Annotated in this window: 10 protein-coding genes; 8 read left to right on the top strand and 2 right to left on the bottom strand. The window is 70.0% G+C overall.

The features are described 5' to 3' along the window. Positions 1-87 precede the first annotated feature (87 nt). Positions 88-2877 (bottom strand): penicillin acylase family protein, encoded by a 2790-nt coding sequence (locus ABT070_RS22490; RefSeq protein WP_351763353.1) that lies wholly within the window; start codon positions 2875-2877, stop codon positions 88-90. Between the two features lie 267 nt (positions 2878-3144). Between ABT070_RS22490 and ABT070_RS22485 the strand changes: the two genes are divergently transcribed. The 6 genes from ABT070_RS22485 to mscL all read left to right on the top strand — a co-directional run bounded on the left by ABT070_RS22485 (position 3145) and on the right by mscL (position 8957). Continuing rightward, positions 3145-4644 (top strand): potassium/proton antiporter, encoded by a 1500-nt coding sequence (locus tag ABT070_RS22485; RefSeq protein WP_351763383.1) that lies wholly within the window; start codon positions 3145-3147, stop codon positions 4642-4644. Positions 4645-4921: 277 nt separating this feature from the next. Then, complete coding sequence (locus ABT070_RS22480) at positions 4922-6214, top strand: MFS transporter (RefSeq protein WP_351763351.1); 1293 nt, start codon at positions 4922-4924, stop codon at positions 6212-6214. Positions 6215-6281: 67 nt separating this feature from the next. Further along, entirely contained in the window at positions 6282-6602 is a 321-nt protein-coding gene (locus ABT070_RS22475; RefSeq protein ID WP_351763349.1) for an FmdB family zinc ribbon protein, read from the top strand. A gap of 75 nt (positions 6603-6677) precedes the next feature. Beyond that, positions 6678-7520 (top strand): S-methyl-5'-thioadenosine phosphorylase, encoded by an 843-nt coding sequence (locus tag ABT070_RS22470; RefSeq protein ID WP_351763347.1) that lies wholly within the window; start codon positions 6678-6680, stop codon positions 7518-7520. A gap of 312 nt (positions 7521-7832) precedes the next feature. Continuing rightward, on the top strand, positions 7833-8381 hold the full coding sequence (locus ABT070_RS22465; protein ID WP_351763345.1) for an RcpC/CpaB family pilus assembly protein: 549 nt from the start codon (positions 7833-7835) through the stop codon (positions 8379-8381). A gap of 108 nt (positions 8382-8489) precedes the next feature. After that, positions 8490-8957, top strand: a complete 468-nt coding sequence (mscL, locus tag ABT070_RS22460) for a large conductance mechanosensitive channel protein MscL (RefSeq protein WP_351763343.1) — start codon at positions 8490-8492, stop codon at positions 8955-8957. Positions 8958-9033: 76 nt separating this feature from the next. Here the strand turns inward: mscL and ABT070_RS22455 are convergent, their stop codons facing one another. After that, the gene (locus tag ABT070_RS22455) at positions 9034-9216 is read right to left on the bottom strand and encodes a hypothetical protein (protein WP_351763341.1); all 183 of its coding nucleotides are present in this window, start codon (positions 9214-9216) and stop codon (positions 9034-9036) included. Between the two features lie 119 nt (positions 9217-9335). On the opposite strand from ABT070_RS22455, the gene ABT070_RS22450 reads away from it, so the two are divergent. Together ABT070_RS22450 and ABT070_RS22445 are read left to right on the top strand one after the other, a co-directional pair. Continuing rightward, complete coding sequence (locus tag ABT070_RS22450; RefSeq protein ID WP_351763340.1) at positions 9336-10604, top strand: low temperature requirement protein A; 1269 nt, start codon at positions 9336-9338, stop codon at positions 10602-10604. A gap of 50 nt (positions 10605-10654) precedes the next feature. Next, positions 10655-11683 carry a P1 family peptidase gene (locus ABT070_RS22445; RefSeq protein WP_351763338.1) on the top strand — a complete coding sequence of 343 codons (1029 nt, stop codon included), beginning with the start codon at positions 10655-10657 and terminating at the stop codon, positions 11681-11683. Positions 11684-11795 lie beyond the last annotated feature (112 nt).

The following is an 11795-nucleotide window of genomic DNA, read 5'->3' as shown; positions in this document are numbered from 1 at the left end:
CGCGTCCTGTACCAATCCCTCGGTGCCGAACGCCCTGTGGGGCCCCTCCACGCGCGCGTGGAGGGCCCCTTCCGTACGGTCGACAGCTCAGGGTTTGAGCACCAGGGTGTCGCTGGTGCTGTCGTCGACCGCCTTCTTCGAGAAGGACCAGTCGAGCAGTTCACCGTTGGCCCACTTGCTCGTCTGGTCGGTGTAGTGAGCGCTGAAGGCGTGTCCCGAGGCTCCGGTGAGGTTGATCCACTTCGACTTGTCGAGGTCGTCGAGGTTGACCACCATCCGCATCGACGGCACCCATACGACGCCGTAGCCGCCGGCCGCGTTCCAGCCGGTCGCGTTGACCGTCGCCTCGCCGCCGCCGAGCTTCCACGGGCCGCGGTTGAGGATGTACTGGAGGAAACCGGGGCCACTGGTGCCCAGGGTCTGGTTCTTCAGGAACAGGCGGTGCAGCCGGCCCCAGCTCCAGGTGTCGATGTCCTTGCCGAGCTTGGCGGTGAGCTCCCAGCGCGCGTCGATCATGGCGCGCTCGAACAGCTTGTCGCGGTTGTGGTCGGCGCCGGGGCGGGTGCCCGAGTCGGGCGTCGTCCACCAGTCGCTGTCCGTCTTCGTCATGAGGTTGCGCACGACCTCGAACCAGCGGTCGCCGCCGTCCGGCTGCGCCTGGTCGGCGTCGCGCTGGCCGCACTCGCGGACCTTCTCGGTGTCGTCGACCGGGCCGGTGGTGTTGACCGGGTCGACCCACAGGCACTGGTCCTCGACGCGCAGCTCCTTGGGCAGCTTGTTGCCGAAGGCCAGCTTGAGGATGTTGCGCCAGACCGCGTTGAAGTAGGCGGCCGCGGCCGAGTCGGCGTCCTGGGTGAAGTCCCAGTTCTCCAGCAGTTTTTGCGCCTCGCGGACGTCCGGGTCGTCGAGGTTGAGCTTCTTCAGCACGGGCACGAGCAGCTTCGCGATCTCGCTGTCGTCGTCCAGCTGCATCTGGCGCATGTCGTCGGTGGAGATCTTGCCGCCGCCCTTGATCTTGCCCTTGATCAGGTCGGTGATCCGCTGGCTGCGCGCGCCGTAGCCCCAGTCCGTGGTGAGCGTGTAGGGGTACTTGTCCTTGTCGACGACGGCCTGGTTGGCGGTGACGATGTAGCCGCGCGCGGGGTCGTACTCGAAGGGCAGCTCATCGAAGTCGATGTAGCCCTTCCACTTGTACTTGGAGAGCCAGCCCGGTGCCGGGATCGAGCCGTCGACGCCCTTCGCGCGTGTGGGGATCTTTCCGGGCAGCTGGTAGCCGATGTGGTTCGAGGTGTCGGCGTAGACGAGGTTCTGCGAGGGCACGTCGAACGACTCGGCCGCCTTGCGGAAGCTGTCCCAGTCCTTCGCCTTGTCTATGCCGAAGACGGCGTCCATGGAGGTGCCCGCTTGCAGGGCGGTCCACTTCAGGGCGACGCCGTAACCGTCACCGCGGTCGGGCGCCGCGGTGTCGACGGTGGCCTTCTTGCCGACGTCGACGAGTTCGTCGTCGCGGTCGGACAGCAGGGGCATGCCGTCCTCGGTCTGGCGGACGACGATCTTCTTGGACTCGCCGCCGGCGACCTTGATGGTCTCCTCGCGCGTGACGAACGGCTTCACCTTGCCGTCGTACTGGTAGCCGTCGTCCCCGGAGAGCTTCTCCAGGTAGAGGTCGGTGACGTCGACACCGGAATTGGTCATGCCCCAGGAGATGGTCTGGTTGTGGCCGATGATCACACCGGGCATGCCCGCGAAGGTGTAGCCGGAGACGTCGTACTGGCACTTGCTGGAGAGGGCTCGGCAGTGCAGGCCCATCTGGTACCAGACGGACGGCAGCGAGGCCGACAGGTGCGGATCGTTGGCCAGCAGCGGCTTACCGGTGATCGTGTTGTCGCCGCCGACGACCCAGGAGTTCGAGCCGATGCCGTTGCCGTTCACTCCTACGGCCGTGGGCAGGTCGTCCAGGACGTTGTAGAGGCCCGAGAGCTGGCTCTGGAGGGCCGAGCCGTCCGTACTGCTCGAGGACGACCCCGAGGACGTGCCCGTGCCCGTACCGTCGCCCGTGGAGCTGTCGTCGGAGTCGCTCTGGTCGTCACTCTGCTCGAACGTCTTGGTCAGCTCGTCGTACTGGCCGTCCTGGACGATCGCCTGGTTACGGTCGTACGGGTACTGCGGGTACAGCTCGGCGATCTGGGCCGGGCCGAGACGGCTGGTCATCAGGGCGCGGTCGATCTCGTCCTGCATGTTGCCGCGCAGGTCCCAGGCCATCGCCTTCAGCCAGGAGACCGAGTCGACCGGGGTCCACTCGGTGGGCTTGTAGTCGTTGGTGAACCCCAGAGCCGCGTACTCCAGGGAGATGTCGGCGCCGTCCTTGCCCTTGAGGTAGGCGTTGACCCCCTTGGCGTAGGCCTGGAGGTACTTCTTCGTGTCGGCCGACAGCTTGCTGTCGTACTCCTCCTTGGCAACACGGTCCCAGCCCAGGGTGCGCAGGAACTCGTCGTTGTCGACCTGGCTCTTGCCGAACATCTCCGACAGTCGCCCGGAGGTCATGTGCCGGCGCACGTCCATCTCGTAGAACCGGTCCTGGGCCTGGACGAAGCCCTGCGCCATGAACAGGTCCTCGTCGGAGTCCGCGTAGATCTGCGGGATGCCGTAGCCGTCCCGCTTCACGTCGACGGGCCCGGTCAGGCCCTCGAGTGTGATCGAACCCTTGGTCTGCGGGAAGGACGCGCGGACGGTACTGATGGACCAGTAGGCGCCGTAAGCGATGCCTCCGATGATGGCCAGCACCAGCACAAGCACGATCAAACGGGCTTTGCGCCCCTTTTTCCTGCCGGACTTGCCGGGCTTGTCACCCGATGTGGCGGTGGTGTTGGGGGGCATCGCTGTCCTTGCTGTCCTAACGCGAGCGGCAGGCGGTCCTGGAGTGCTGGAGCAACCATAGGCGCAGGGCCTTGAGCCACTTGACGCGGAGTCGGGTACCGGTACGGAGGGATGTTCGATCTTCCCCCGCCGAGCGTCAAGAAATCGTCAAGAGTTAGGTAAGGTAACGAAGTAGTTGGACCCGAAGCCGACGGCTTCGTGTCCGATGTATCCGAAGCACATGTGCGCCCGCGCGCAAGCCGCGCGCGCCGGTGAAGGGAACCGCCGCTGACTGTCCAGCACCTCAACCAGCTCCTGCTCGTCTGCTCGCTCGTCCTGCTCGTCGCCGTCGCAGCGGTCCGGATCTCCTCGCGCAGCGGGCTCCCGAGCCTGCTCGTCTACGTGGGCATCGGCGTCCTCATGGGCCAGGACGGCATCGGCAACATCCACTTCGACAACGCCGAGATGACCCAGGTCATCGGCTACGCCGCCCTGGTCGTGATCCTCGCCGAGGGCGGCCTCGGCACGAAGTGGAAGGAGATCGAACCGGCCCTGCCGTCCGCCACGGCACTGGCACTGGCCGGCGTCGCGGTCAGCGTCGGCGTCACCGCCACGGCCGCGCACTTCGTGACCGGGCTGGAGTGGAGACAGGCGCTGATCATCGGCGCGGTGGTGTCCTCGACCGACGCGGCGGCGGTCTTCTCCGTCCTGCGCAAGATCCCCCTCCCCTCGCGCGTGACGGGCACCCTGGAGGCCGAGTCCGGCTTCAACGACGCCCCGGTGGTCATCCTGGTGGTCGCCTTCTCCACGGCGGGCCCCGTCGAGCACTGGTACGTACTGCTGGGCGAGATAGCACTGGAACTGGCCATCGGCGCCGCCATCGGCCTCGCGGTCGGCTGGCTGGGCTCCTGGGGCCTCAGGCACGTCGCGCTGCCCGCCTCCGGCCTCTATCCGATCGCCGTCATGGCGATCGCGGTCACCGCGTACGCGGCGGGCTCCCTGGCGCACGGCAGCGGCTTCCTGGGCGTCTATCTCGCCTCGATGGTCATGGGCAACGCGAAACTGCCGCACTGGCCCGCCACCCGCGGGTTCGCCGACGGCCTCGGCTGGATCGCCCAGATCGGCATGTTCGTGCTGCTCGGCCTCCTGGTGACCCCGCACGAGCTGGGCGACGACGTGCTGCCGGCGCTCGTCATCGGCCTGGTGCTGACCATGGTGGCCCGACCGCTGAGCGTCGTGGTGTGCCTGACGCCGTTCCGGGTGCCCTGGCAGGAGCAGACGCTGATGTCGTGGGCCGGGCTGCGCGGCGCCGTGCCCATCATCCTGGCGACGATCCCCATGGTGAACGGCGTCGACGGCAGCCGCCGCATCTTCAACATCGTCTTCGTCCTGGTCGTCGTCTACACCCTGATCCAGGGCCCGACGCTGCCCTGGCTGGCGCGCAAGCTACGCCTGGGCGGTGATCCCGAGGCCGCCGACCTCGGCGTCGAGTCGGCGCCCCTGGAGCGGCTGCGCGGGCACCTGCTGTCGGTCGCGATCCCCGAGGGGTCGAAGATGCACGGCGTCGAGGTCAACGAGCTACGGCTGCCGGCCGGGGCTGCCGTCACCCTCGTCGTGCGCGAGGGGACGTCGTTCGTGCCGCTGCCGACGACCGTGCTGCGACACGGCGACGAACTCCTCGTCGTCGCCACCGACCCGGTCCGCGACGCGGCGGAACGGCGACTGCGGGCCGTCGGGCACGGCGGCAAGCTCGCGGGATGGCTGGGCACGGGCGGCAGTGCGCGTTAAGTGCATGTTTCACACCGTTCACACCCCCTTCATTCAGAGGCGGCCGACCCTGCGGTGCTCATTTTCACAGGGATGACGCTCCTTGATCCCTGTACGATGAAGGCACACCTTGATCGAACCAACTCTGCCTGACGCAGAGCTGGCGCGACCGTATGGCGGCCGGGACACCTCGTGCGGCGAGCACCGGCATCTACCGCAGCACGCGCAAGAGGACAGCTCTCGGCGCCCCCGCCCACCGGACGGGGTCGCGCTACCAGGCGGCAGAAAGGCACGGGCCGTGGCATCCACGGTCACCACCGAGCCGTCGAACGATTCGACGGCTTCCTCCCGCCCGGGATACGGGCAGCTGCTGCGCACCCGCGGAGCCTGGACGTTCCTGCTGCCCGGCTTCGCGGCCCGCCAGCCGTTCGCGATGCTCACCATCTCCATCGTGCTGCTCGTGCAGCACACCACCGGCTCGTACGGCGCGGCCGGTGCCGCCGCGGCCGTCACCGGTGTCTCCATGGCGCTGTGCGCGCCCTACAGCGGGCGGCTCGCCGACCGCTACGGGCAGAGCGCGGTGCTGATTCCCGGCGTGCTCCTGCACACGCTGTCGGGCCTCACCCTCACCGTGCTCGCCCTGACCCACGCACCCCTGTGGACGGTGTTCGCGGCGGCCGTGCCCACGGGTGCCTCGGTACCGCAGATCGGGCCCATGGTGCGGGCCCGCTGGGGCGCGCGGCTGAAGGGCTCGCCTCTGATGCCCACCGCGGCGGCCTTCGAGTCCGTCACCGACGAGCTCACCTTCGTCTTCGGCCCGCTGCTGGCGACCGCTCTGTGCACCGCCGTGAATCCGGCCGCCGGCCTGGTCACCGAGGCCGCGCTGACCCTGCTCGGCGGCCTGCTGTTCGCCGCGCGCAAGAGCACGCAGCCCCAGGTCGCCGTCGCCGGGCACGCGCGCGTGGAGCACACCTCGGCTCTGCGCGTCCCCGGTGTGCGCGTGCTGATCGTGGCCTTCCTGGGCATCGGCACCGTCTTCGGCGGCATGCAGGTCTCGCTGGCCGCTTTCACCGAGTCCATCGGCGAGCCCGGGCTGAACGGCGTCCTGTACGGCACCTTCGCCGCGGGCAACATGCTCTCCGGCCTGGTCTGCGGCGCCATCGCCTGGAAGGTTGCCCCGCAGCGGCGCCTGGTCGTCGCCTACGCCGCGCTGGCGCTCGTCGCCTCCGGACTGTGGGCGGCGCACTCGGTGCTCGTCCTGGCGGGCCTGGGCCTCCTGGTCGGCATGTGCATCGCGCCCGCGCTGATCACCGGCTACACGCTGGTCGAGGACCTGGTCCCGGCCGGAGCCCGCACCGAGGCGTTCACCTGGCTGACGGGCGCGGTCGCGCTCGGGCAGGCGGCCGCCGTCACGATCGCCGGACAGTTGGAGGACCGCTTCTGGGGCGGCGCCGGTTTCCTGGTCCCCATGGGGGGCACCGCGCTGGCCCTGGTGACCCTGCTGGCGCTGCGTTCACGGCTGGAGACGCGCTCTCGCGCGCGTACCGTCGCACGTGGCGTCGGTCACCGCGTGCCGGTGACAGTGGACTGATCCTCCGGAATACGTCAAGATAGACCGTCGTTAGCACTCACTGAGTGAGAGTGCCAGGAGGAAGACAGTGCCGACCTACCAGTACCAGTGCACCGAGTGCGGCGAGGGCCTCGAGGCGGTGCAGAAGTTCACCGACGATGCCCTGACCGAGTGCCCCAACTGCGGTGGCCGCCTCAAGAAGGTGTTCTCCGCCGTCGGTATCGTCTTCAAGGGCTCCGGCTTCTACCGCAACGACAGCCGCGGCTCCTCGTCGAGCAGCTCGCCGGCGTCGTCCTCGAAGTCGGCGACGTCCGGATCCGACTCGAAGCCGTCGACGTCGTCGTCCTCGGACTCGAAGTCGAAGTCGTCGAGCACCGGCACCTCGACCGGCAGCAGCTCAGCCGCGTAAGGCTCGCTCACAGGACCCTGTCGTCGTACGACGACGGGGTCTTCGGCGTTTCCCGGGACGGTTAGGGTGCGACGCATGGCGAACAAGGCGAACGCAGAGATCGGCGTGATCGGCGGATCCGGCTTCTACTCGTTCCTCGACCACGTGACCGAGCTCCAGGTCGACACCCCCTACGGGCCGCCCAGCGACTCCCTCTTCCTCGGCGAGATCGCCGGCCGGCGGGTCGCGTTCCTGCCCCGGCACGGGCGCGGACATCATCTGCCGCCCCACCGGATCAACTACCGGGCCAACCTGTGGGCGCTGCGTTCGGTCGGGGCGCGTCAGGTCCTCGGTCCGTGCGCGGTGGGCGGTCTGCGCCCGGAGTACGGGCCCGGCACGCTGCTCGTGCCCGATCAGCTGGTCGACCGCACGAAGTCGCGGATCGGAACGTACTTCGACGGGCTGCCCCTGCCCGACGGCGCGGTGCCCAATGTGGTCCATGTGTCGCTGGCCGACCCGTACTGCCCCGCTGGACGCTCGGCGGCCCTGAAGGCGGCGCGCGGCCAGGAGTGGGAGCCGGTGGACGGCGGGACGCTGGTCGTGATCGAGGGGCCGCGGTTCTCGACCCGTGCCGAATCGTTGTGGCACCAGGCGCAGGGCTGGTCGGTGGTGGGCATGACGGGCCATCCGGAGGCCGCGCTCGCCCGTGAGCTCGAGCTCTGCTACACGTCGTTGAACCTGGTCACCGATCTGGACGCGGGCGCCGAGAGCGGTGAGGGCGTGTCGCACGAGGAGGTGTTGCGGGTGTTCGCGGCGAACGTGGACCGGCTACGCGGCGTGCTGTTCGACGCGGTGGCCGCACTGCCGCCCGACGGGGAGCGGGACTGTCGGTGCGCGAACGCGCTGGGCGGCCTGGATCCGGGGTTCGAGCTGCCGTAGCGGGTGCAGGGGGAGAGACGGGAAAGCAGGTTTCGGGCGCGGAAGTCCTCCTTCGGGTGAGGGAGTTGTCCACAACCCGGCGGTTGTCCACCGGCTCCGGCGAGCGGCGGCGCGAAGGCTCATCGTGGCTTCGCAAACCCGTTCCTCCTCGCAGGTGGTGATCCCGTGTCCGACTCCCTGGTCCCTCCCCCTTCTCCCGCATCGCCCTCTTCTCCCCGTCCGCTTCCTCTTCCCCCGCTCCCTTCGCCCGCCCCGCCCCCTCTCCCCTTCGCGGCGCGCCCACCCGGGACGGAGGCTCCGGCCACCTGCGAGGTGCCGCCCTTCGCTCCCGTGCGGGTCCGCGGCGGGCGGTACCGGCTGGGACGGCTCGTACGAAGCCGGCGACGGGCCCTCGCCCTGGGCCTCGCCATCACCGCCGCCGCGCTCGTGGCGTCCGGCCCCCGGGACGGCGATCCGTCCCACGGACATCCCGGCGGAACTGCGCGCACGGACGCGCCCGGGGACTCACGCCCCCGCGCACATGCGTCACTGCGCGCCCCCGGACACGGCCCTCGCGCCGGGGAGAAGGTGACGGCGCCGGTACGGATCGCCGACGCGGCCACGGTCCGGCTGCTGCGCCCTGGTGACCGAGTCGATGTCATCGCCGCCGAGCCGACGACGCCAGCCGGTGTGAACGGCGCGGGCGGCGACGCCCAAGTGGTCGCGCGCGGGGCGCTGGTGACGAAGGTGCCGGAGCCGTTGGACACCGCTGCCGGCACGGCCGACGAGGGGGCGCTGGTCGTCCTGTCGGTGCCCCGGTCCACTGCCGCGCGCCTGGCGGGGGCCAGTGCGACGGCTCGGCTGGCGGTGACCCTGTGGTGACGTCAGGTCCCTCGTCCGAGGGCCCCAATTGGACACGCCCGCATGGCGTTGACGTAGGTTGCGGAGCTGTTTGTTCCACAACCTGTACATGCGAGGAGTGTCCCCGAGGTGAGCGAAAAGAAGGCAAGCGTCCTGCAGGGCTTCAAGGCCTTCCTGATGCGTGGCAACGTCGTCGATCTGGCAGTCGCGGTGGTGATCGGCGCGGCCTTCACGAACATCGTCAACTCGGTGGTGAAGGGAATCATCAACCCGCTGATCGGAGCGGTCGGCACCAAGAACCTGGACAGCTACAGCTCCTGCCTGAAGGGCCCCTGCACCGGTACGGGGGACAGCGCGACAGGCGTCCGGATCCTGTGGGGGTCCGTCCTCGGCGCGACCCTCACCTTCGTGATCACCGCTGCGGTCGTGTACTTCCTGATGGTGCTGCCCATGTCGAAGTACCTGGCGAAGGTGGAGGCCCGCAGGAAGGCCAAGGAGGGCACGCAGGAGATCATCGAGGTGACCGAGCTGGAAGTGCTCAAGGAGATCCGCGACGCGTTGGTCGCCCAGCGGGGCTCGGGGCACAGCGAGCGGTAGCGGCGCTCGACGGAGCCCTGCGGGCGGTGCTCCGTCAGGGCTCCCGGGCCTGCCGGACCGGTCCGGCCCGTCGGGTTCAGACGTGGTGGGGCGGCTTCTCGTCGAGGAAGCGCTTGAGGTCGGCGACGCTGTCGGCCTCGGGTGACGGCCGCTCGCCCCAGTCGCGGTCGGTGTCGTCCGAGGACTGCCGGTCCAGCGGGTCGTCGAAGATCAGCGCGGCCTTCGGGTCGCGCGGCTCGGAGGCGGAGGGGGTACTCATCCCTCAAGGGTACGGCTCTGGCGCCCGCTCGAGTCAGGGGCGGACCACTGACCGCGCACCCCACGGGCCTGCGGATCCCGCACAAGATTTTCCGCCGGTTGTCTGCTGTGCTGGTACCCATGACGTCCAGTACGCCCCCGTCGGCCTCTCCCCCTCCCCCCGGGACCCCCATCCCCCCGGCGCCCACACGCGTGAAGCCGCTGCGCAGTCTGACCGCGCGCGGGCGGGGCGAGACGCACCGGGTCGCCTCCCCGCTCGAGCTCTTCTTCGACCTGTGCTTCGTCGTGGCCATCGCCCAGGCGGGCATCCAACTGGTGCACGCCGTGGCCGAGTCGCACGCGGGCGAGGGAATCCTCAACTACGCGATGGTCTTCTTCGCGATCTGGTGGGCCTGGATGAACTTCACCTGGTTCGCGTCGGCGTACGACAACGACGACGTCCTGTACCGGATCGTCACGCTGGTGCAGATCGCCGGGGTTCTGGTGCTGGCGGCGGGCATCTCGCGGGCGTTCGAGGACCACGAGTTCGTGGCCGTCTGGTTGGGCTACGCGATCATGAGGTTCGCGTTGAGCTCGCAGTGGCTGCGCGTCGCGTGGTCCACCGAGGGCGCGGAGCGGAGGATGGCGCTGCGGTACGCGGCGGGCGTGCTGATCTGCCAGGTCGGCTGGCTGGGGCTGCTGATCCTGCCCGAGGGCGGCAGGGCGTGGCTGTTCCTGGTGATGGCGCCACTGGAGATGTGCGTGCCGATCTACGCGGAGAAGGACCATCCGACGTCCTGGCATCCGCACCACATCGCCGAGCGCTACGGCCTGTTCACGATCATCGTGCTGGGCGAGACGATCGCGGCGGCGACGGTCGCCGTGAAGTCCGGCATCGACGAGAACGACGCGCTGGGCGAGCTGCTGCCGATCGCGGTGGGTGGGCTGCTGATCGTCTTCGCCGCCTGGTGGATCTACTTCGTGGTGCCCATCCATGGACATCTGCGCTCCAGCAGGCAGGCGTTTCTGTGGGGCTACGGGCACTACGTCGTCTTCGCCTCGGCCGCCGCGATCGGTGCGGGTCTGGAGGTGGCGGTCGAGCAGGCGGTCGGCGAGGCCCATATCTCGACGCTCGCCGCGTCGGCCGCCGTCACCCTGCCGACGGCGCTGTACCTGCTGACGGTCTGGGTCCTGCACGCACGCCACTTCAAGGTGGGCCTGGCCCAGCAGCTGGTGCTGCCCGTCGCCGCGCTGCTGGTGATCTGCGGCACCTTCCTCGGCGAGTGGGCGGTCCTCACGGCCGGCCTGGTGTCGGCGCTGGCGGTGGCGACCGGGACGACCCTGACGGCACGCAGGGTCGCGCGGGACTCACGGGAAAGCCCCGCGCGAGCTTCGAGCGCGGTGATGTGACGGGGCGTGACAGCGCCCCGCACGACGCCGGCCGGGCGAGACTGACCCCCATGACAGTTGACGCTCTGACGGACGTCGCCGGGGTACGCGTGGGACACGCCACGCGGACCGGCGACGGTTGGCTCACCGGCACCACGGTCGTCCTCGCACCGGAGGGTGGTGCCGTGGCCGCCGTGGACGTGCGCGGTGGTGGTCCCGGCACGAAGGAGACCGACGCCCTCGACCCGCGCAATGTGGTGCAGCGGGTCGAGGCGATCGTGCTGACCGGCGGCAGCGCTTACGGGCTCGACGCGGCGTCCGGCGTGATGGCGTGGCTGGAGGAGCAGGGGCGCGGGATTCTCGTCGGGACGGACCCGACGCACGTCGTGCCGGTGGTGCCCGCCGCCTGCGTCTTCGACCTGGCGCGGGGCGGTGACTTCCGGGCCCGTCCGGACGCCGCCACCGGCCGGGCTGCCGTGCAGGACGCCGCGGCGAGCGCTCCGGGGTCCCGGGTGTGGGAGGGCTGCGTGGGCGCGGGGACGGGCGCCGCCGTCGGGCCGATGAAGGGCGGGGTCGGCAGCGCGAGCGTGCTTCTCGACTCGGGGGTCACCGTGGCCGCACTGGTGGTGGCCAACGCGGCGGGCTCGGTGACGGATCCGGAGACGGGCGTGCTGTACGGGGAGTTGTTCCAGGGGCGGACGGCGTACCCGGAGGCTCGGGTGCACGACACCGCGCGCCGGCGTCTCGCCGAGATCACGGCGAAGAACGCGCCTCCCCTGCTCAACACCACGCTCGCGGTCGTGGCCACCGACGCGGACCTGACGAAGGCGCAGGCGCAGAAGCTGGCGGGCACGGCGCACGACGGAATCGCGCGGGCCGTGCGTCCGGTGCATCTGCTCAATGACGGGGACACCGTCTTCACGCTGGCGACGGGCGCCCGCCCGCTCGACCCCGACCACCCGCTCGCCCTGAACGACGTTCTCGCGGCGGGCGCGGACGTGGTGACGCGCGCGATCGTCCGGGCCGTGCGCGCCGCCGAGTCGGTGACCGGGCCGGGCGGATCGTGGCCGTCCTACGAGGAGTTGTACGGGGCACGGTGACCTCGCGGGGCCGGGATGGGCGATTGTCCCGGTTCCGTCACGTGATGGTGCCAACGGCGACCGGAGGGAACCTCACCGGCCGCCGGATCCCTCCTTCTCCACGTAGCGGAGC

It is taken from the genome of Streptomyces sp. NPDC002884, from assembly GCF_040295245.1.
Taxonomy (GTDB): domain Bacteria; phylum Actinomycetota; class Actinomycetes; order Streptomycetales; family Streptomycetaceae; genus Streptomyces.
Note: the sequence above shows the minus strand (reverse complement) of the source record. Positions and strands in the feature narration are given on the sequence as shown.

Excerpts from the sequence above, each read along its gene's own strand:
- ABT070_RS22490 (WP_351763353.1), bottom strand. The coding sequence starts at position 2,877 with ATGCCCCCCAACACCACCGCCACATCGGGTGACAAGCCCGGCAAGTCC.
- ABT070_RS22470 (WP_351763347.1), top strand. The coding sequence starts at position 6,678 with ATGGCGAACAAGGCGAACGCAGAGATCGGCGTGATCGGCGGATCCGGC.
- ABT070_RS22455 (WP_351763341.1), bottom strand. The coding sequence starts at position 9,216 with ATGAGTACCCCCTCCGCCTCCGAGCCGCGCGACCCGAAGGCCGCGCTG.
- ABT070_RS22450 (WP_351763340.1), top strand. The coding sequence starts at position 9,336 with ATGACGTCCAGTACGCCCCCGTCGGCCTCTCCCCCTCCCCCCGGGACC.
- ABT070_RS22445 (WP_351763338.1), top strand. The coding sequence starts at position 10,655 with ATGACAGTTGACGCTCTGACGGACGTCGCCGGGGTACGCGTGGGACAC.